23 protein-coding genes are annotated in these 19,826 nt (G+C 66.7%); 8 read left to right on the forward strand and 15 right to left on the reverse strand.

Annotated features, from left to right (window positions below; genetic code table 11):
* Positions 1-763, forward strand: a 763-nt coding sequence (locus VHS75_RS10980) for a hypothetical protein (RefSeq protein ID WP_329638655.1), incomplete at its 5' end; no start/stop codon positions are given.
* Positions 764-907: 144 nt separating this feature from the next.
* Here the strand turns inward: VHS75_RS10980 and VHS75_RS10985 are convergent.
* Together VHS75_RS10985 and rpoZ are read right to left on the reverse strand one after the other, a co-directional pair.
* Entirely contained in the window at positions 908-3,076 is a 2,169-nt protein-coding gene (locus VHS75_RS10985) for a bifunctional (p)ppGpp synthetase/guanosine-3',5'-bis(diphosphate) 3'-pyrophosphohydrolase (RefSeq protein ID WP_329638656.1), read from the reverse strand.
* Positions 3,077-3,210: 134 nt separating this feature from the next.
* Positions 3,211-3,570, reverse strand: coding sequence for a DNA-directed RNA polymerase subunit omega (gene rpoZ, locus VHS75_RS10990; RefSeq protein ID WP_299544812.1), 360 nt, complete (start codon positions 3,568-3,570; stop codon positions 3,211-3,213).
* 142 nt (positions 3,571-3,712) lie between these two features.
* On the opposite strand from rpoZ, the gene VHS75_RS10995 reads away from it, so the two are divergent.
* On the forward strand, positions 3,713-4,102 hold the full coding sequence (locus VHS75_RS10995) for a hypothetical protein (protein ID WP_329638657.1): 390 nt from the start codon (positions 3,713-3,715) through the stop codon (positions 4,100-4,102).
* Here VHS75_RS10995 and VHS75_RS11000 read toward each other — a convergent pair.
* The 5 genes from VHS75_RS11000 to VHS75_RS11020 all read right to left on the reverse strand — a co-directional run bounded on the left by VHS75_RS11000 (position 4,096) and on the right by VHS75_RS11020 (position 7,262).
* Positions 4,096-4,977, reverse strand: coding sequence for an IS1 family transposase (locus tag VHS75_RS11000; protein ID WP_329638658.1), 882 nt, complete (start codon positions 4,975-4,977; stop codon positions 4,096-4,098). The genes VHS75_RS10995 and VHS75_RS11000 overlap by 7 nt on opposite strands.
* 44 nt (positions 4,978-5,021) lie before the next feature.
* Positions 5,022-6,098 carry an XRE family transcriptional regulator gene (locus tag VHS75_RS11005; RefSeq protein ID WP_329638659.1) on the reverse strand — a complete coding sequence of 359 codons (1,077 nt, stop codon included), beginning with the start codon at positions 6,096-6,098 and terminating at the stop codon, positions 5,022-5,024.
* A complete protein-coding gene (locus VHS75_RS11010; RefSeq protein ID WP_329638660.1) occupies positions 6,098-6,715 on the reverse strand; it encodes a hypothetical protein in 618 nt (205 codons plus the stop codon). Before VHS75_RS11010 ends, VHS75_RS11005 begins: the two co-directional genes overlap by 1 nt.
* Before the next feature lie 81 nt (positions 6,716-6,796).
* Positions 6,797-6,970 (reverse strand): hypothetical protein, encoded by a 174-nt coding sequence (locus VHS75_RS11015; protein WP_329638661.1) that lies wholly within the window; start codon positions 6,968-6,970, stop codon positions 6,797-6,799.
* A gap of 49 nt (positions 6,971-7,019) precedes the next feature.
* Entirely contained in the window at positions 7,020-7,262 is a 243-nt protein-coding gene (locus VHS75_RS11020) for a hypothetical protein (protein WP_329638662.1), read from the reverse strand.
* A 185-nt stretch (positions 7,263-7,447) separates the two neighbouring features.
* Here VHS75_RS11020 and VHS75_RS11025 point away from each other — a divergent pair, with 185 nt between their 5' ends.
* Positions 7,448-8,251 carry a hypothetical protein gene (locus tag VHS75_RS11025; protein WP_329638663.1) on the forward strand — a complete coding sequence of 268 codons (804 nt, stop codon included), beginning with the start codon at positions 7,448-7,450 and terminating at the stop codon, positions 8,249-8,251.
* 115 nt (positions 8,252-8,366) lie between these two features.
* On the opposite strand, the gene folK is transcribed toward VHS75_RS11025, so the two are convergent.
* The gene (gene folK, locus VHS75_RS11030) at positions 8,367-8,867 is read right to left on the reverse strand and encodes a 2-amino-4-hydroxy-6-hydroxymethyldihydropteridine diphosphokinase (protein ID WP_329638664.1); all 501 of its coding nucleotides are present in this window, start codon (positions 8,865-8,867) and stop codon (positions 8,367-8,369) included.
* 44 nt (positions 8,868-8,911) lie between these two features.
* On the opposite strand from folK, the gene VHS75_RS11035 reads away from it, so the two are divergent.
* From VHS75_RS11035 to VHS75_RS11045, 3 genes are read left to right on the forward strand one after another with little or no spacing between them, the layout of a single operon-like run.
* Positions 8,912-9,520: an NYN domain-containing protein gene (locus VHS75_RS11035; protein WP_329638665.1), complete on the forward strand. Its 609-nt coding sequence runs from the start codon at positions 8,912-8,914 to the stop codon at positions 9,518-9,520.
* Positions 9,507-10,175, forward strand: coding sequence for a uracil-DNA glycosylase (locus VHS75_RS11040; RefSeq protein WP_329638666.1), 669 nt, complete (start codon positions 9,507-9,509; stop codon positions 10,173-10,175). Before VHS75_RS11035 ends, VHS75_RS11040 begins: the two co-directional genes overlap by 14 nt.
* A 38-nt stretch (positions 10,176-10,213) precedes the next feature.
* Positions 10,214-11,242, forward strand: coding sequence for an MBL fold metallo-hydrolase (locus VHS75_RS11045; protein ID WP_329638667.1), 1,029 nt, complete (start codon positions 10,214-10,216; stop codon positions 11,240-11,242).
* Here the strand turns inward: VHS75_RS11045 and VHS75_RS11050 are convergent.
* Positions 11,239-11,496: a GlsB/YeaQ/YmgE family stress response membrane protein gene (locus tag VHS75_RS11050; RefSeq protein ID WP_329638668.1), complete on the reverse strand. Its 258-nt coding sequence runs from the start codon at positions 11,494-11,496 to the stop codon at positions 11,239-11,241. The genes VHS75_RS11045 and VHS75_RS11050 overlap by 4 nt on opposite strands.
* 162 nt (positions 11,497-11,658) lie before the next feature.
* Between VHS75_RS11050 and VHS75_RS11055 the strand changes: the two genes are divergently transcribed.
* A complete protein-coding gene (locus VHS75_RS11055) occupies positions 11,659-13,053 on the forward strand; it encodes a M20/M25/M40 family metallo-hydrolase (protein ID WP_329638669.1) in 1,395 nt (464 codons plus the stop codon).
* Between the two features lies 1 nt (position 13,054).
* Here the strand turns inward: VHS75_RS11055 and VHS75_RS11060 are convergent, their stop codons facing one another.
* From VHS75_RS11060 to dapA, 3 genes are all read right to left on the reverse strand, one after another.
* Positions 13,055-13,780, reverse strand: a complete 726-nt coding sequence (locus VHS75_RS11060) for a GNAT family N-acetyltransferase (protein ID WP_329638670.1) — start codon at positions 13,778-13,780, stop codon at positions 13,055-13,057.
* A gap of 1 nt (position 13,781) precedes the next feature.
* Positions 13,782-14,255: an SsrA-binding protein SmpB gene (gene smpB / locus VHS75_RS11065; RefSeq protein ID WP_329638671.1), complete on the reverse strand. Its 474-nt coding sequence runs from the start codon at positions 14,253-14,255 to the stop codon at positions 13,782-13,784.
* Between the two features lie 152 nt (positions 14,256-14,407).
* Entirely contained in the window at positions 14,408-15,292 is an 885-nt protein-coding gene (gene dapA / locus VHS75_RS11070) for a 4-hydroxy-tetrahydrodipicolinate synthase (RefSeq protein WP_329638672.1), read from the reverse strand.
* 124 nt (positions 15,293-15,416) lie between these two features.
* Between dapA and VHS75_RS11075 the strand changes: the two genes are divergently transcribed.
* Positions 15,417-17,534: a lytic transglycosylase domain-containing protein gene (locus VHS75_RS11075; protein WP_329638673.1), complete on the forward strand. Its 2,118-nt coding sequence runs from the start codon at positions 15,417-15,419 to the stop codon at positions 17,532-17,534.
* Between the two features lie 196 nt (positions 17,535-17,730).
* Here VHS75_RS11075 and VHS75_RS11080 read toward each other — a convergent pair whose 3' ends face one another.
* The 3 genes from VHS75_RS11080 to VHS75_RS11090 form a co-directional block, all read right to left on the reverse strand.
* Positions 17,731-18,366 carry a TetR/AcrR family transcriptional regulator gene (locus VHS75_RS11080; RefSeq protein WP_329638674.1) on the reverse strand — a complete coding sequence of 212 codons (636 nt, stop codon included), beginning with the start codon at positions 18,364-18,366 and terminating at the stop codon, positions 17,731-17,733.
* A gap of 88 nt (positions 18,367-18,454) precedes the next feature.
* On the reverse strand, positions 18,455-18,763 hold the full coding sequence (locus tag VHS75_RS11085) for a hypothetical protein (protein WP_329638675.1): 309 nt from the start codon (positions 18,761-18,763) through the stop codon (positions 18,455-18,457).
* 60 nt (positions 18,764-18,823) lie between these two features.
* On the reverse strand, positions 18,824-19,826 hold a 1,003-nt coding region (locus VHS75_RS11090; protein WP_329638676.1), incomplete at its 5' end, for a ferritin-like domain-containing protein.

The raw sequence follows: 19,826 nt of genomic DNA on the forward strand, positions 1-19,826 counted from the left end.
CCCGCCGGAGTTCTGGAAGTCCAACGGCGACGAGCTGCTCTACACGTGTGACCTGGTGACCCGCGCCCAGGCGGTGGACGCCATCTACATCTGGCTGGCGGCGCTCAGCGCCTACCGCTGCGACCTGGCCACCCTGGTCGAGGACATCGACGTGAAGTCCACGGCCTGGGTCGCCCTGTTCCCGGCGCCGAACTCCGAGGTGTTTTTCCGCCGCGGGGGCGCGCATTTCCGTTCCGACCGGATCGACGACGCCGTCCTGTTGCAGGCCGAGATGCGCGACCAATGGTACGGGGGGAACGGCCGCCATGACATCATTCGCGACTTCGTGGGCCCGTCGATCGACACGGGCTTCCGGCTGACCGCCTGGTCGAGCCCGCGCCGGCTGATCCTGTCGGCCGACCTGGCGTTCCTGCTGACCAGCTCCTACGCCACCGCCGACGAGCCCCTGCCGCTGCACTTCTCCGGCGCACAGAAACTGCGCGGCGTCATGGACGAGCAACCCTATCCGATGATCTGGCTGCCGGTCGGCGCCGGCGCGCGGAAGGACGTCCATGACGACGGCATCGGCCGCCACCTGAGCGACCCCGAACTGCTGCGATCGTTCTGCGAGGCGATCGTCGAGCAGAACTACAAGGTGTTCACGCCGCTGTTCCTGGCCGACGACCCCGATGACGACGGCGACTTCGGCTGGACCCCGCCCTACATCATCAACCGCATCACCAAGGACTGGCAGGCCGAAAAGCGTCTGAAGCTGGCGGCCTGAACATCTGATTCCGCTCGTCCCGGCGAAGGCCGGGATCCAGATCGCATGACTCTGATGCTGATCGGATGAGCTCGGCGGAAATCGAGACTGCCTCTGAGACAATCCATCTGGATCCCCGCCTTCGCCGGGATGAGCGGTAAGAGACTAGGTCTTGCGCCGGTCCACAGTCTCGACGCTGGGGTTGGCGCGGAGCGCCGCGGCGATGTGGGTCAGGTGGCGGGCGTCGTTGACGTCGACGTCGATGTCCACGTCGAAGAAGTCGTTCTGGCGGTGGTGCATGCGCAGCTGGACGATGTTGCCGCCGGCCTCGCCGATGATCGTGCAGACCTGACCGAGCACGCCGGGCGAATTGCGGATGGTGGCGATCAGCTTGGCGCGGGCGATGGAGTTGCGCTCGGCCTCCGGCGTCCACTGCAAGTCGCGCCAGACCTCTTCGTGATCCTCGAACGCCGCCAGGCTGTCGCAGTCGATGGTGTGGACGGTCAGCCCCTTGCCGTCGTCCTCGATGATGCCGACGATCCGGTCGCCCGGCACCGGCGAGCAGCCCTCGTGGAAATGGATGCTGACGCCGGGCGTCAGGCCTCCGCCGCGGACATAGAGCTTGGCGGCCTTGCCGTCCTCGATGCGGTGGCGCGCGGCGGCGGCCTTTTTCTCATCGGCCTTCAGCCCCGGGAACAGCGCCTCCAGCACCTGCGGCGGCGAGACCCGGCCGCGGCCGACGGCGCTGAACAGCTCGTCCTCGGTCGCGACGCCGAAGCGGTCCAGCGCGGGCCGGAGTGACACGTCCTTGCGCGACTTGCCCGCCGCCTCGAACGTCTGGTCGACGGTGGCGCGGCCTAGCCTCGTGAACTCTTCCTTCTCCGTCTGGCGGATGTGGCGGCGGATGGCGGAGCGTGCGCGGCCGGTGATGGTGATCGAGCGCCAGTCCGGCGGCACCACGGGCTTGCCGCCGCGGATCACCTCCACCACGTCGCCGTTCTGCAGGACGGTGCGGAGCGGCTTCAGCTCGCCGTTGATCTTCACCCCGATGCAGGTGTCGCCGATGTCGGTGTGAAGCGCGTAGGCGAAGTCCAGCGGCATGGCGCCCCGGGGCAGGCTGACCAGCCGGCCCTTGGGCGTGAAGACGAACGCCTGGTCGAGGAACATCTCGAGCTTGGCGTGCTCCATCAGCTCCTCAGCGTCGCCGCCGTGCTCCAGCACCTGGACGAGGTGGCGCAGGTTGACCAGCGGGTCGCGGCCGCCGGCGGCCTTCTGATGCTCCAGGTCGAAGCCGTAGGACTTGTCCTTGTAGCGCCAGTGGGCGGCCACGCCCTCCTCGGCCACGCGGTCCATGGCCTCGGTGCGGATCTGCATCTCGATCCGCATGCTCCGGGGACCGACGACGGTAGTGTGCAGCGAGCGGTAGTTGTTGCGCTTGGGCGTGGAGATGAAGTCCTTGAACCGCTCGGGGATCGAGGGCCAGGCGCGGTGGATGACGCCCAGCGCGCGGTAGCAGTCGTCCTCGGTGTCGACGATCACCCGGAAGGCGTAGATGTCGGAGAGCTGGGAGAAGCCGATCGATTTGCGCTGCAGCTTGCGCCAGATCGAATAGGCGTTCTTCTCGCGCCCGAAGACCCGGGCCGGGATGCCGCCCGCCTCCAGCCGCTCAGCGATTTCGCCGGAGACCAGGCTGACCGCCCCGCCCTGCTGCTGGCGCAGCGTCTCCAGCCGCCGGCCGATGGCGTCGCGGGCCACCGGGTTGAGGTGCTCGAAGGCGAGCTCCTCCAGCTCGGTGCAGATCACATGCACCCCGATGGAGCGGGCCAGCGGCGCGTAGATGTCCAGGGTCTCGCGCGCGATCCGTTCGCGTTTCGCGGGGCTGGAGATGTACTGCAGCGTCCGCATGTTGTGCAGGCGGTCGGCCAGCTTCACCAAGAGGACGCGGACGTCGCGGCTGATCGCCAGGATGAACTTCCGCAGGTTCTCCGCCTGGCGCAGATGCTCGCTTGAGAGTTCCAGCTTGGAGAGCTTGGTGACGCCCTCGACCAGCTCGCCGATCTCGGAGCCGAACAGCTCGTCGATCTCGGCGCGGGTGACCGGGGTGTCCTCGATCACGTCGTGCAAGAGGGCGGTGACGATGGTCGCCGTGTCGAGGCGGTAGTCGGTGAGGATACCCGCCACCTCGATGGGGTGGGCGAAATAGGGATCGCCGGAGGCCCGCTTCTGCGCGCCGTGCATGCGCATGGCGTAGACATAGGCGCGGTTCAGCAGCGCCTCGTCGGCGGTGGGGTCGTAGGAGCGGACCTTCTCGATCAGCTCGAACTGGCGGAGCATCTTCGGACGCGCAGACGCCGCTCCCCCTTTGCCCGATGGAGGGGCGGGAACGGCGGCGGAGATTGGGACGTCCTTAGGGAGGGCGGCGGTTTCAGGCGCCGCCTTGGTGGTGAGAGGTTCTGTGCCTTCTGGGCTCAGTACCGCTCCTCCTGACCGCCGTCGCGGTCGCTCTGCAGCGCGCGGACCAGTTCCAGCTCGCTCATCTGCATGTGGGTCGGATCGGCCAGCAAGGCCAGGGTCTCGGCCTCTTCCTCGGCTTCCGAACGCTCGTCGACGCGTTGCAGGGTGCCGATCAGGGTTTCGCGCAGCTCCTCGGCGTCGACCACGTCGTCGGCGATCTCGCGCAGGGAGACGACCGGGTTCTTGTCGTTGTCGCGATCGACCAGGATCTGCGCGCCGGCCGAGATGGCGCGGGCGCGATGCGCCGCCAGCAACACGAGGTTGAAGCGGTTGGGCACTTTTTCGATGCAGTCTTCGACAGTGACGCGAGCCATGGAGTCCTCGGAACGGGGGGAGAACCGGGGAAAATAGAGGTTCGGGGCGCATTGTGCAATGCCGCAAAAGCCGCGGTAGTGTCTCAGTTTGAAATCGATCGACGCTCAGGTACCTTCGTGGTGAAGCTGGGGAGTGTCACTGGTGCCTGTCATTGCAACGTTCGATATCGTAGGCGCCAATCCACAGGAGCGGAATCGAATCCAGAGCTTCTTCGAGCGCCTTGGCTGGGAAAACCTTGGCGGTAGCTCCTACAGGTATCCGCGACTTGGAACAAATGATCAGCCGGTTGAGGATTGGCTAAATCATATCGTCCCGGCTCTGATGCTCTTCCGAGCATTTATCGTGTCGTCCGGTCGTGAATTGCGGCGCTTCACCATCGATGTGCAGTCGTCGTCTGGCTACAACCCAGTTACCCAGTTTGGTGCGGCACCGACGGATGGCGCGGGGTTGAATCTTTATCCACCAACAAATTCGGCCTTTGGCGAAGCTAATCTGCGACACTGGATAACCGGGGTCGAATACCCCTACTGAGCCCGCTTCTTGTATGGCCCGCGCTTCGCGGGCTGCGGGAGGCTCGCCTCGATCCGCTCGGCGATGTCCTCCATCGACCACAGCTTGTCCGTGATCCCCGCCGCCATGGCCGGCGTCATGCGCAGCGTCTTGTGGATGCGCACGAAGTTGTAGAATGCGAAGTACAGCGCCAGGGCGTGGATATGGTTTTGAAGCTTCTTCGAGAAGGCATTGGTTAGGCGCGTGAAACGGCGGTTCTGCATCCTGATCGAAAGGTTCGCCCGCTCGGCGTAGGATGTGGAGATGTGCGCCGGGTCCGGGTTGCCCTCGATGATCTTGGTCTTCACGCCGGTGCAGATCGGCGGGCTGTAGCGGGCCTGCCCGAGCTTCGTGTCCGACTGATAAATCTTGTCGATCATGGCGTAGTCCACATCGATCCCGAAGGCGTCGTCCACGGCCCGTAGATAGGCCGTGTGGCCGTCCGTGGTGAGCTGGACGCGCTCGCTGACGATCCGGCTGCGCAGATCATCCATAACGATGCTGGCGCTTTGGCCGGAGCGGTCGCCCACGAAATACGAAACCATCAGCTTCGTGTCGGCGTCGAGCGCGGTCCAGGTCCACACGTCGCCAGCAAACTCCGGGGCGCCCTTCACGTTGGCGAGGTTCCGCTGCTTGGCGTAGCAGAACGACCAGATTTCGTCGGCTTGGATGCGCTCGGCCTTCACGCCGCGCACCAGCTCGTTATGCATCGCCAGGCAGGCCTCGCCAGCGTCTTCCAGAAGCTTCGTGACGGTGTTGATCGACACGTCCGCGATCCGGCTGATCGACCGCATCGAGACGCCCTCGCAGAGCATCGAGAGGATTTGGACGCGCTTGGCCAGAGGCAGCTTGTTCATGCCCCTTTTATCTGAACTTATTGCTTGAGTGTCACGCATAAAGTTCACTTCACGGCATAGAGGCGATGCTTCCCGAGATACGTGCCGTACAGGCGCCGTATGTCGTCCTCGCTCAGGTTCAGGAACCCGCGCAGCTCATCGACGCCGTATCCAAGTTCTTCGGCATGAAAGCGCACGACGCCGGGGAACACGGTCGACTTCTCATGGGGAAAGTCAGTTTCTTGAGGCTCCCGAGTGCGCCATCCAAGCATTGAGAACTTCTTCCACAGATATTCGCTCTGATGGCGCGTAATCAGATCCAGCGTCGATGCGCGATAGACAAGAGACGCCATAGACACGCGCCAATAGGCTTTTTGACGTGCCAACCACTCAAGGGTGACGCGCTGACCGATAACACTCCGGGAAAACGTCTTTTCCGGAACGAGCAACTCACTTGCGAAGGCGTTCGCTTCTTCTTCGATGTGCTCTGTAGGAACCGTGTGCATGATGATGTGGCCCAACTCATGGGCCAGGGAGAACCGCATCCGGTCGGCCGGTACTCGGCTATTAAGAAAGATGCACGACGGCAGATCGCGCACCGTCATCGTGACGCCATCAATCGGGGCGTCGAACTCGCACCAGATCACGACGATCCCGGCGCGCTCGCAGAGGTCAGTCAGGCTCGCAATCGGTCCCTCAGGGATAGACCACGCCTTGCGGATCGCACGAGCGATCTCCTGGGGGCCGCCACCCTCATCAACATCGATCTTCGGACGGGGCAATTGTGGAACAAGATCAACGGCCCGAAGGTATCTCCTCAGGTGGATCAGCCTGAGGTTCAGTTCGGCGTGCACTTGCCGGAGGGCACCCTCTCGGACGCTCGCCTTTTTCCTGTTCATTGGGTGGACGCTCAGGGGCAACCCCGTGAGGCCATCTTCCTGATAGAAGAAGGGCGCGGGGAAGCGCAGCGCGTCGGCGATCCGCGTCACGTTATCCGCAGATGGGCCATCAACCGTCAGCCCGTTCTCAATCCGGCTGTAGTGACCTTGATTCAGCCCAGCGCTGGCCGCGACCTCAGACTGACTCTTCTGTCGGTACTGCCTCGCCAGAAGCAGCAGCCCAGGATTGAAGTCGGAGGGCATCACTCACCCTCTTTGCCGCTCTTCTCGTCGTCAGACGTGGCGGTGCCCCGAGGCTGAATAACTGCATCGGCGGCAGGCGCGACGGGCTCCGTGCGCGTCGGCAGCTCGATGATCTCGGCGCCGCTGGCGGGCACCAGCTCAAAGTTCCACGACACTTGACGCTTGTCCCTCGCGACCATGCCGACCCAAACGATTCCGGTCTGAAAGCGATTCAGGACGTATGCCGCCTCGACCCGCTGCAGTTCGCCCAGGCCGAATAGGTCAGGAACCTCGTGATCGTGGAAGAGCTGCGCCAGAAAGGTCGGATAGTTGCTGGACTTGAGTTCGATGTTGGCCTTCTTGAACCGGATCAGCACCGTCTCATCGATGACGAATGATACCGTGTCGTGATGGCGAACGACGCGCACGCCGGGGTCGCCGGCGAGAGCTTCGATTGCCGCCTGCACAGCATATTCCCACACCAGCGCGGCGCGGGTGGTCTTGCGGCGCCACCAAGCCAAATCGGCGAACTCGGTCGAGACCTTCGACCACGAATCCTCGACGGCGCCGCGGATCAGCGCGGCGCGGTCACCAATGGCGAGGACCTGCTTGACGGTCTCTTGGTTGGGCGTAGGCAAGGGCGGCAGCTCCGAGTCGGGGGTGAGGCTGTAAATATGCCTGACCCGCTTCCGGTTTCCAATCCCTAAATATGCGCAGTCCTATGCTTTTCCCCAGCGTTTGGCCGCCGCCTTCTTGGCGATTTCCGACCGCTGTTCCGGCGTCAGCGCCGCCGCCCTGGCCGCGCCGCCCTTCTTGCCGCCTGCACTGTGGTGCGCCTTCGATGGATCGACGCCGGTATCCTCGACCTCGCCCGTCGCGATCTTGCCGATCATGACAGCGAGGCCGATGGCGTCGGCGGGGCGCTTCTGTCCTTGGGGGCCCTTAGGCAAGCTCGCCCCCTTGAATGTGAACGAACGGAATCCCGAGACGATCAGCCTCGGCGGCGGCCCGCTGCATTGCGAACGTCTGAGGCGAAACGCCTGTGTCGTATGAGATCACAAGGCTCTTAGGCTCGCCCACGCATGTTTCGATGTCGAACGCGCCAGACGGCGTGCGCCGGATCAAGACCCAATTCGCATCACTCGGCGGCGATGCTCCAGGCTTGAGATGAAGAAATTCGGCCATGCGCCGATCATATGGGGAGCGCGAGCCGGACGCCATGCTTGTCAACTGCCGCCGATTTCAAACTGAGACACTACCAAAGCCGCAGGCGTAGCTTGGGCTTCCTTACGTCCTGTTCACCACGCCCGGTTGCAATTGCTCAACCGATGGCCGCTAGGGTGAGGCTTCGCACCTCCCCGGAGTCCCGTATGTCGTCCGCGTCCCCTGCCCGCCAGGAACGCTTCCCCTGGGAGCCGGAGTCGGTCAACCGCGCCAATCTGGTGTCGGCGGGCGTGCGCCAGCTGCTGCTGCAGAAGATCCCGGCCACCGACGTGCGCGCCCAGAGCCTGCTGGTGGCGGCCGGCGCCCTGGCGGGTTTCGCGGCGCAGAACTCGGCGCTGGAGCAGGGCGAGCTGCTCACCGCCCGGCGCGATCTGGTGGCCCCTGAGAGCCTGATGCTGCGCAAGAACCCCGAGGGCCAGCGGTTCCTGGCCGGGCGCTGGATCAATGCGGCGTTGCTGCTGGGCTACGGCCACGGCCTTCCGTTGCAGCGTTTCGTGGTGCAGGCGGCGTCTCAGGCGGGCGCCAAACGCACGGACTTCGCGGACTACTGGGAGCTGGAACGCAACATCGCCAAGGCCGCCGCCGAGGGCGAGCTCGGCCGGCTGGAAGCCAGCGAGGACCGCGCGCCGCTCGCCCGGCCGCAGGACCTGTTGCGGGTGCTTTGGCCGACGACGCGGCGGATCATCATCGCGCCCATGCCCCTGGAGCTGGGCGACGAGCCGCCGCTGCACGAGGCGCACTGGTCCTCGATCCTGGGCCTGGTCGCCGCCCGGCTGATGACCCAGACCGCACAGATCGTACCGCCGAAGCTCGCCGCCGGGCTGGTGATGGAGGGCGCGATCATCGCCTCCAAGCTCGACCCCGACCTGGTGGACCGCGGCCGCTGGACCCTGGCGCCCGGCCCGCGAGGCCTGCAGATCGCGCGGGACGACCGGCGGCGGGTGGCCTGATTTTCAACCGCTCATCCCGGCGGAAGCCGGGATCCATACAGACCCGGGGACTTCCTTCGATCGCGCGAGATCGCAGGCTCAGCTTGGGTCCCGGCTTTCGCCGGGACGATCGGGGTTAGAGAGGCTTCGCGTCGCGCCCGACCGTCGCACTCGCCGCCAACTCTGCTGCCGTCTTGCCCAGCACCGGGTGCACCCAGTCGGGCGCGATCTCCGCCAGCGGGCCCATCACGAAGAGCCGTTCGTGCGCCCGGGGATGCGGCAGGATCAGGCCGGGGGCGTCGCTCACCTGGCGGCCATAGGCGATCAGGTCGAGGTCGAGCGTGCGCGGCGCATTGGCTTCGCCGCGGATCCGTCCAAACTGACCCTCAATGGCAAAAAGCGCCTCCAAAACCGTCCGTGGAGGGCCGCTCGCCTCGACAATCGCCACGCCGTTGCGATATTCCTTGCCCTTCGGATCGGGCCAGGCGGCAGAGCTCCACCAGCGCGATCGGGCCAGCACGGGCAATCCGGCCTGGGGGAACCGCGACAGGGCCGCTTCAAGCAAGGCTTCGGACGACGGCTGATCGCCGGGCATATTCGAGCCCAGGGCCACGATCACCGCGTTATCGCGCCCCAAGCGTTCGGTCCTTCGAATATTTCGCCATTGGGAATTTTGAGACGATGACCTTTTACCCCACCGACCGCCTGGCATTGTTCATCGACGGGTCGAACCTCTATTCCGCGGCCAAGGGCCTGGGTTTCGACATCGACTACCGCAAGCTCCTGGAAGAGTTCCGCAAGCGCGGCGTCCTGGTGCGGGCCTACTATTACACCGCCCTGGTGGAGGACGAGGAGTACTCCCCGATCCGCCCGCTGGTCGATTGGCTGGACTACAACGGCTACTCCCTGGTGACCAAGGCCGCGCGGCAATACACCGACAGCCAGGGGCGCAAACGCTGGCGCGGCGACATGGACGTCGAGATCGCCGTGGACATGATGGAGATGGCCGCCGGCGGCGCCGACCACCTGGTGTTGTTCTCCGGCGACGGCGACTTCCGGGCGCTGGTGGCGGCGGTACAACGCAAGGGCTCGCGGGTCACGGTCGTCTCCACCGTGAAGTCGCAGCCGCCGATGGCCTCGGACGACCTGCGCCGGCAGGCGGACAACTTCGTCGATCTGGCGGACCTGTCGGAGATCATCGGGCGGCCCTCGCGCCTGCCGCGCTTCATCCAGGAAAGCCGCAGCGAGCGGCGCCACGAGGACGAACCCGAAGCCGATGCAGAAGCCTAGAGGTTGGGGGCCTGAAGCCGGCGTCGAGCCGGAGCCCGCGCGCGACTGCCCGCTGTGCCCGCGGCTGGTGGCCTATCGCGCCGACAATGCGGCGGCCCATCCCAACTGGTTCAACGGCCCGGCGCCCTCGTTCGGTGACGAGGACGCGCGCCTGCTGGTGGCGGGCCTGGCGCCCGGCCGCCAGGGCGCGAACCGCACAGGGCGGCCCTTCACCGGCGACCACGCCGGCATGCTGCTCTATGCGACCCTGAAGAAATGCGGTTTCGCCACCGGGGACTATGACCCCGACGGGAACGACGACCTGCAGCTGGTCGACTGCATGATCTCCAACGCCGTCCGTTGCGCGCCGCCGGGCAACAAGCCGGAGACTTCGGAAGAGAACCGCTGCCGCCCATTCCTGACCGCCCGCATCGCCGCCCTGCCCCGGCTGAAGGTGATCGTGACCCTGGGCGACGTGTCGCGGCGCAATGTGCTGAAGGCGCTGGGGTTGAAGGCCTCGGCCGGCCTGCCGGGCCACGGCACGGAGTTCCAGGCGGGGCCCTATGTGGTGCTGAACAGCTACCACTGCTCGCGGCTCAACACGAACACCGGGCGGCTGACGCCGGAGATGTTCGAGGCGGTGTTCCGCCGCGCGCGGACGCTGATTGGATGGTAGGTTTCCTCGGTCGAACTTGATCGGTCGGGGGACCTGGTATGATTTTCGAACAGATCGCGACGGGCGGGTGCCAGAGCTACCTGTTGGGCTGCGAGGCGACCAAGGCGGCGGTGCTCATCGACCCCGAGCTCAGCCGCATCGACCACTATCGCGGCCTGTTGGCCCAGCACGGCCTGACCGTGAAATATGTGGTCGACACCCACACCCACGCCGACCACTTCTCGGCCAGCAAGGAATTGGGCAAGGCGCTGGGCGCGCCGGTGGTGATGCATCGGCTTTCGCCGGCGCCGCACGCCGATATGCGGCTGGACGACGGCGACATGCTGATCGCCGGCGGGTTGAAGCTGAAGGCGCTGCACACGCCCGGCCACACCCGGGATTCCATGAGCCTGGTGATGGACGACCGGGTGTTCACCGGCGACGCCCTGCTGATCGGCGGCACGGGGCGCACCGACCTGCCCACCGGTGACCCGCACGAGCTGTTCGACAGCCTGTTCGAGGGCCTGCTGCGGCTGCCGCCGGAGACCGAGGTCTTCCCGGCGCACGACTATAAGGGCCGCTCGCACTCCACCATCGGCGCGGAGATCGCGGAAAACCCTCGGCTGCAGAAGACCGAGCGGGCGGCGTTCGTGGCGATGATGCAGGCGCTGGACCTGGCCGCGCCCACCCACCTGACCGAGGCGCTGCGCACCAACATGAGCGGCGGCAAGACGGTGGCGCAACTGCTCAGCGAGGCGGCGGCCAAGGTGCCGTTCATGTCACTGGCCGAGCTGAACGCGCGGCTGGGCGGCAATTCCCGCGACGTGGTGGTGCTGGACATCCGCGAGAAGGAGGCCTTCGACGCGGGCCACGTGCCCGGCGCGCGCCACTTGCCCCGCGGCCAGCTCGAGCTGCGCGTCAACACCGAGCTTCCGGACCCGACGCTGCGGATCCTGACGGTCTGCGAATTCGGCAAGATCTCGACCCTGGCGGCGGCCACCCTGCGTGAGCTGGGCTATGGCCGCGCCATCGCCCTGGACGGCGGCATGAAGGCCTGGCGAGAGGGCGAGTTCCCCCTCGAGAATTAGGCTCTTCGGCGCACGGCCCGCAGGATGATCAGCAGCAGGGCCGCGCCGACGAAGCCGGTGAGGATCGCGGAGATCCAGCCCGTGCCGACGTGGATATGCAGCACGCCCGCCAGCCAGCCGCCGATGAAGGCGCCGATGATGCCGACCACAATGTCGCCGATCAGGCCGAAGCCGCCGCCGCGTACGAAGGTCCCGGCGAGCCAGCCGGCGATCGCGCCAATAACCAGCCAGGCAATCAGACTGTGGTTGTCCATGGGGTGTTTCCGTCCTTTGGCGCGGCGCCAAATCGGCGCGGCGTCCTTTGGGTGACCTAAGCTTGAGCGGCGCCGAAAGGTTCCCCTCGCCTCGCCCCCTCGCTTCCTGACGCCCACCCCGCTAGGCTCGCGCCACCTCAGCCTGCAGTGGATTCCCTAACCTTGAAGACACCCCTGTTCCTCGGCCTCGCCGCCTGCGCCGCCGTGCTCTCCGCCCCTGCGTCCGCGCAAAGCCCGAAGGTCGATCCGGCCGAGCACGACCAGGCGCTGGCGCTGCTGAAAAAGAGCATCTCGTTCCGCACGGTGATCCCCGGCGACCAGGTGAAGCCCTATGCCGAGTACTTGAAGAGCGTCTTAGTGCAGTCGGGCTATACGCCCGACGAGGTGACCGTCCGCCCGGTGCTGGGCACCTCGATCCTGATCGCCCGCTATCCGGGCGCGGACCCGCACCTGAAGCCGATCGTGATCATCGACCACATGGACGTGGTCGAGGCCAAGCCCGCCGACTGGACGCGCGATCCGTTCACCCCGGTTGTTGAGAATGGCTACGTCTTCGGCCGCGGCGCCATCGACGACAAGTTCGACGTCTCCATGGTGATCACCGTGCTGGGCAAGCTGCGCCGCGAGGGCTGGAGGCCCGGACGCGACGTGATCCTGGCGCTGTCGGGCGACGAGGAGACCCTGCAGCAGACCGCGCGGGTGTTCGCCGGCGAGCTGAAGAACGCCGAGCTGGTGTTGAACGGCGACGGCGGCGGCGGGGAGCTCAGCGAGGACGGCAAGCCGGTCTATTACGGCCTGCAGGCGGCCGAGAAGACCTACGCCGACTTCCAGATCATCGTCACCAACCCCGGCGGCCACTCCAGCCGGCCCGGCAAGACCAACGCCATCTACCAGCTGTCGCACGACCTGGAACGGCTGGAGGCCTATCGCTTCCCGGTGATGACCAGCGAGATCACCATGGCCGGCTTCAAGGCGGCGGCGAGCCAGGTCCAGGGCCCGATGGGCGAGGCGCTGCGCCGCTATGTGGCCAATCCCAGGGACCAGGGCGCCATCGACACCCTGTCGGCCGATCCCGACTTCGCGGGCCAGCTGCGCACCACCTGTGTGGCGACGATGATCGAGGGCGGCCACGCCACCAACGCGCTCCCGCAGAAGGTCATGGCCAACGTCAACTGCCGCATCTTCCCCGGCACGCCCTCGGAAGAGGTGCGCGCGACCCTCGCCAAGGTGATCGCCGACCCGAAGGCCAGGATCGAGCGCCAGAACGACGGAGCCATCGACGCCGGCGCCTCGCCCCTGCGTCCCGACGTTCTGGCCGCGGTGACCAAGGCGGTGCAGGCGCGTTATCCCGGCCTGTCGGTGGTCCCGACCATGTCGGCGGGAGCGACGGATTCGATGTTCTTCCGCGCCCTGGGCGTGCCCGCCTACGGGATCGGCGGCGCCTTCATGAAGTCATCGGACGACTTCGCCCACGGCCTGAACGAGCGGGTCCCGGTGGCGACCATCGACGGGGCGCTGTTCCAGTGGGAGAGCGTGTTGAAGGACCTGGCGAAGTAGCTCACCGCCAGTAGTGATAGCGCCAGGCGGAGCTGAAGCCGGCTTTGCGGTAGATGCGGCGGGCCGCGTTCGCCTCCTCGACCTGCAGGAAGACGCGCTCCACGCCCCGCGCCCGAGCTTCCCGGCCCATGGCGGCAAGGACGGCGGCGGCCAGGCCCTTGCCCCGATGCGCGGGCGCGGTGCGCATGCCGTGGATGCCGGCCCAAGCGGCCCCGAAGCTCATGACGCCGACGCCTTGGGTTTCGCCGTCCTCGCCGGCCGCGCCGTAGATGGCGCCGGGCGAACGAGTGAGCGCCGCGATGCGGTGGGCGCCGTCGGCCGGATCGAAGCCTTCGCCCAGGAAGACCGCGCCCCAGGCATCGTCAGGCTCTGACAGGATACGCGCGGAGGTTTCTGAAAACTCAGCCAATTCCGCGATAAAAGCGGTCTTGAAGATCGTCGGCTGCTCAGGCGCAAACCCCCGGCGGGTGAGCTCCTCGCGGACGGCGGCCAGAGACGGAACGTCGGCGACGCGGAAGGCGGGCTTCAATCCCCGTTCGCGGTAGGCCGCCTCGATCTCGCCGACGGCTTCGGGGCCCATGTCGTGGCTGAGCGGCGCGGCGCTCCTGGCCCGGCCGATGGTCCCGTTGTCGAGGGGGACCAGCCAGCCGCCGATCTCCAGGGTCTGCGGCGGCGCGACGGCGGCGACGGTGTCGCGCTCCAGGGCCTCGACGGCGGCCGGACGCACCTCAGCTATGGTCCTTCATCAGCCGGGCCTTATCGCGCTGCCAGTCGCGCTCGGCCGTGGCTTCGCGCTTGTCGTGGTCCTTCTTGCCCTTGGCCAGCGCCACCTCGAGCTTGGCCAGGCCCCGGTCGTTCCAGAAGAGTTTGATCGGGATGATCGTGCGGCCGTCGCGCTGTACGGCGCCGATCAGCTTGTCGATCTCCTTGCGTTTCAGGAGCAGCTTCCGGTGGCGGCGCGGCTCGTGGTTGAAGTGCGGACCGGCCTGGGCGTAGGGCGGGATGTCGGCGTTGACGAGCATGATCTCGTTGCCCTCCACCGCCGCATAGCTCTCGGCGATATTGGCGCGGCCGTTGCGCAGGGATTTGACCTCGGACCCGGTGAGCTGAAGCCCGGCCTCGAAGAAGGTCTCCAGGAAATAGTCGAACCGCGCGCGGCGGTTTTCCGCGATCAGTTTCCGCGGCGTATCGGAGGCGGCCATGCTTAAAGCCGCTCATCCCGGCGAAGGCCGGGACCCAGATGGGTTAGCTCAGATGCGGGCGCGATCGCGCTCAGCGAAAACCAGTCAACCTTCGGCGCTTCGCAATCTGGGTCCCGGCCTTCGCCGGGATGAGCGGCAAGAGAAACACGCACTCAGAGAACCCCCGCGTCCCGCATGGCGGCGAGGACTTCGGTGCGCGAGGCCGCGCCGGCCGGCACGATGGGCAGGCGGGCGTCCTCAGCGCAGAGGCCGAGATGGGCAAGCGCAAACTTGGTCGGCGACGGCGAGGCGTAGGTGAACAGCGCCTTGTGCAGACGGATCAGCCGGTCCTGGCCGTAGAGCGCGCCTTGCCACTGGCCGGCCATGGCGTCGTTGTAGAAGGCCGAAACCTGCTCGGGCGCGACATTGGCGGTGACCGAGATGCAGCCGTGGCCGCCGTGGGCCATGTAGCCCAGCGCCGTCGGGTCATCGCCGGAGAGCATGGTCCAGCCCTCGCCGCACATCAGCCGCTGCTGGCTGGCGCGGGCCAGGTCGCCGGTGGCGTCCTTGATCCCGACGATGTTCGGCAGCTTGGCGAGGCGGGCGAGCGTGTCGTTGGAGATGTCCACGCCCGTGCGCCCGGGAACGTTGTAGACCAGAATCGGCAGTTGCACGGCCTCGTTGATCGCCGCGTAGTGGGCGTACATTCCCTCCTGGCTGGGGCGATTGTAATAGGGCGTGACGATCAGAGCGCAATCGGCGCCGATGGTCTTGGCGTGCCGCGTGAGCTCGACGGCTTCTTCTGTGCAATTGGAGCCCGTGCCCGCCACCACCGGCACACGGCCGGCGGCGGTCTTCACGCACAGCTCGATCACCCGGCGATGCTCGTCGTGACTTAGCGTCGCACTCTCCCCAGTGGTGCCCACCGGCACGAGGCCGTGCACGCCGCCTGCGATCTGGCGCTCCACGAGGCGAATGAAGGCGTCTTCGTCGACTTCCCCGTCGCGGAACGGGGTGACGAGGGCGGGAAGGACGCCCCGGAACATAGGCTCGGTCATGGAATGCAAATTGCCGTGATTGGACGCCTGGAAAGGCATCGTTCAGATTCGGCGCGACAATATGATCGGGTGGGCATGGCCCGCAATGTCCTATTGATTCGTTTCGAGTTCCGTTGGGCGTCACGTGAACAGACTAGTGCGCAAGGCCGTGATGATCGCAGGCGTCGCCGCCATGGCGAGCGTGGCGGCGCGCGCGCAGACCGTCGATCCCTTGGGCGACCTGCTGGAGAGCGTCACCAAGCCCTCGATCATGGGCGACGCGCCCCTGCAGCCGGCCAACGCCTCCCATCGCCTCACCGACCGCGACGCCGGCCTGCTGCGCCAGGCCATCGAGGCGGCGCGGCGGGCCAACGTGAACGGGGCCCGCGACGCCATCTCGCAGATGAGCGATCCCCTGGCGCGCAAGACCGCCACCTGGGTGCTGATCGACTGCGACGCCGACATGGTGGGCTTCTATGACGTCGACAACGCCCGGCGCGATCTAGCCGGCTGGCCGCGCGCGCAACGCCGCCAGGCCGCCGCCGAGCGCCTGCTGGAGACCGCCGGCAAGACCCCGCAGCAGGTCGTCGACTGGTTCGCCGGCGCTGAGCCGGCCACGGCGCAGGGCGCTATGGCGCTGGCTTCGGCCTATCGGGGCCTGGGCCGGCCCGCCGACGCCACGACGCTGGTCAAGCATTGGTGGCGCGACAAGAGCTTCGATGAGGCCGCTCAGCGCGCCATGCTGGCCCGCTTCGGCGACGTGCTGACCGGCGAGGACCACGTCCGCCGAGCGGACGTCCTGCTCTATGGCAAGGAACTGGGCGCCGCGCGGGACATGCTGGCCCTGCTGCCGGCCGACCAGCAGCAGGCGGCCCGGGCGCGCCTGGCGCTGCGGAGCGACGCCCGTGACGCCACCGACCAGGTGGCCACGCTGCCGCCCTCGCTGGCGCAATCGCCGGGCGTGGCCTTCGAACGCGCCGCCTTCCTGCGCCGCAAGGGCATGGACATGGCAGCGCTCGAGGAAGCGGCCTATTTCCCGCACGAGGTGACCAGCGTCGACCAGGGCGACCGCATCTGGGACGAGCGGCGCCATCTGGTGCTGACGGCGCTGCGCGCCGGCGACGCGCACGCCGCCTATTCCGCGGCCGCCGACAGCGGCCTGACCTCCGGCTCGCCCGGCGCGGACGCGGAATTCGACGCCGGCTGGGTGGCGCTGACCAAGCTCAACGACCCGGCCAAGGCGGCCAAGCATTTCGCCAATCTGGAACGGATCGGCACCTCGCCGGTGACCCGCGGCCGGGCGTTCTATTGGGAAGGCCGCGCCGCCGAGGCGCGCGGCGACAAGACCGCCGCTCAGGGCTTCTACGCCCAGGCCGCGAAGTACAACACCTGCTTCTACGGCATGCTGGCGGCGGAAAAGCTGGGGATGCGCCTCACGCTGGCCTCCGATCCGCAGATCACGCCGCAGGCCCACGCGGCGTTCGAAGCGCGCGACGAGATCGCCGCCACACGCCTGCTGTTCGACTACGGCCAGCGCGAACTCTTCAAGGTGTTCGTGCTGAACCTGGATGACATCCTGCCCACCGCCGAAGACGAGGCGCAGCTGGTCGATCTGGCCCGTGGCTACGGCGATATGGAGCTCTCCATGAAGGCCGCCCGCGGCGCAGCGCAACGGGGCTTCATCCTGCCGCAACGGGCCTATCCGCTGCGCAGTGCGCCCGACGGCGGCGCGGCCGAGCCCGCCCTGGTGCTGGCGATCACCCGCCAGGAGAGCAGCTTCGACCCCAACGTCCGCTCCGGCGCCGGCGCGCGGGGCATGATGCAGCTGATGCCGGCGACGGCAAAGATCCTGGCCCGGCGGATCGGTGTCGGCTACTCGCCCTCGCAACTGGACGAGCCCGAGTACAACATGCGCCTGGGCGCGAACTTCCTAGGCCAGTTGGTGAGCCAGTTCTCCGGCTCCTACGTCATGGCCGCGGCGGGCTATAACGCCGGGCCTGGGCGCCCGACGCAGTGGACCCAGTTTTGTGGCGATCCGCGCGGCGGCTCCACCGACCCGCTGGACTACATCGAGTGCATCCCGTTCTCGGAGACCCGCAACTACGTGATGCGGGTGATGGAGAACATGCAAGTCTACCGCGCCAAGCTGGCCGGCGGCTCGATCCCGATCACGCTGAGCGCCGACCTGAAGCGCGGCGCCTATGGCGCGGCCCCGGTGAACCCGTTGCCGACGATCGCCGACTCCTCGACGACCGGGCGATAGACCTTCTTCGAACCACGAAAAGCGCGAACGCGGCAGTCCTGAGAGGCCCGCGGAGCGGGCGCCTCCTATTAGAACCACGGAAAACACGGAAAACACGGAAAGCGCCGGCGTCTTCCGTGATCTTTCAGTGTTTTCCGTGGTTGAAAGACTGAGCCTCCGCTGTCGCGGAGCCTCGGAAGCGAACCCTAGCCGCCCATCAGTCGGTTATGAGGCCGTTCAGGAGGCCGTCGAGGGTCACCTGGATCAGTTCGTCGGCGGGCGCCCAGCCGAAGTTCGGACGCGAGGCGTAGAGCGCGACGACGCCATGCGTCGACATCCACAGCGCCTGGGCCGCGGAATCCGCCGAGCCGGTGCGTAGGCGCGCGGACGCTGCGATCTCACGCACCACGTCGCGGAAGATGTCGTAGCACTGGGCGCCCATGTCGGCCGTGCCCTCCGGCCAGGGGTCTGCGGCGATGATCCGCGGCCCGGAGAACACCAGCTGATAGGCGTTGGGATGCTCAAGGCCCCAGCGCATGTAGGCCTCCAGCATCATCCGCACACGCACCACCGGATCAAGCGGACGCGACGCGAACTCGCGATTGCGCTCCAGCAGCAGCTTCAGCGTCCCCTCGCAGATCTCCAGGAGGATGCAGCCCTTGTCCTGGAAGTGCATGTAGAGCGCGGTGGAGGAGACGCCGACCTCGTCGGCGATCTTGCGGATGGTGGCCGCCTCGTAACCGTGGGCGACGAAGATGCGCTCGGCAGCCTCCAGAATCTCGGCGCGGCGCAGATGGCCGTCGCCCTTGGCCTTGCGGGCCGAGCGGCGCGGCTCGTTCAATATGGCGGTCACGAAAGGCCCTCTTTCAGAAAAGCTCAATCGCACACTAAACGAGAATCGGCGCGTTACCGCAAGGGCAGCGTCCGTGGCGGGTAGTGTCTCAGTTCGAACTTGACCCGAAGCGTTCGTTCAACCGAACGCAATAAGGACGAAGGAACTCCCTAGCCCACCGTTCCTTAGCTTCGATCGCAGGTTCAAGCCTTAGCAGCGCCTCTGGCTGCCAGCGCTTCCTGAACTCCGGATCGAGCGGCAATGCGTCGCTCTCCGAATATACGCCAATGAAAGGGAGGAAATCCGGGTCGCGATCGAGATCAGCTTTGAAGCCCAAGTCCATGATTCTCCGGGCGCCGAGCAAGTATGATATCGAACCGTCCAGCATCGCAGCGGCAGTGTCGGCGATCGCGTTCAACTGACTCCCTCCGCTGGTTGGCTGCGGCTTGGCCGCTGAGATAGTACTGGACGCTGACCTCTAAGCCGGTTCCATGGCCTGCGCCCTGGCGATGACGCTGTCGACGTAGGCGCGGCGGGCGTCGAAATCGCGGGCGATGTTTTCGTCATCGTCCTGCAACGCCTGCACGTCGGTGTCGGCGAAGCCGATGATCCCCATCTCCTCGTAGCCCTTGCGGATGGTAGGGCCCCAGAGGCCGATGTCCTTCACGATTGGCACGATGCGGGTGAAGAGGGACGAGCGGAAGGCGGCCATGAAGCCGGAGTCGTACATGTGCGCGGCGCAGGCGGCCGGATCCAGCCCAAGGCGCTTCCACACCTCCACGGCGTCGAAGCGATCGCGCATCAGGTAGCAAGCCTCGAGCAGGAACTCCTCGCGCTCGTCGCGCTCCTTCTGGGTGAGGGTCGGATAGTAGTCGCGCAGGGCCAGGCGGCCGAAGGCGACGTGGCGGGACTCGTCCTGCATGACATAGGCGTTGACCGCCGCGGCCAGGGGGTTCTGGGCGTTGTCGCGGATCTGCTGGAAGGCGGCCAGCGCCAGGCCCTCGATGACCACCTGCATCCCCAGATAGGTCATGTCCCAGCGGCTATCGCGCAGCACCTGGTCGATCAGCTCCTGAAGCGGCGGGGTCATTGGATAGGCGACAGCGAACTTTTCCAGGAGGCGCTTGTAGCTCTCGACGTGGCGAGCCTCGTCGATGGTCTGGGTGGCGGCGTAGAATTTGGAATCGATGTCCGGCACCTGGGTGACGATCTTGGCGGCGCAGATCAGCGCCCCCTGCTCGCCCTGCATGAACTGGGCGATCTGCCAGCCCTGGAAGTGACGCCGGACGGTGGCCTTCTCCTGGCGCGACATGGCCTCGTATTGGGCCATGCCGGAGATCGGCAGCATTTCCTCGGGCAGTTGCTCGGGATTGTCCTCGTCGAGCTCCTGACTCCAGTCGATGCGCGTCGTGGCGTCCCACTGCATCTCGACCCCCTTGCGGTAGAGGCCGGCCATGGCGGCGCGGCCGTCGTCGTAGTCC

The organism is Phenylobacterium sp., assembly GCF_036264965.1.
Taxonomy (GTDB): Bacteria; Pseudomonadota; Alphaproteobacteria; order Caulobacterales; family Caulobacteraceae; genus Phenylobacterium.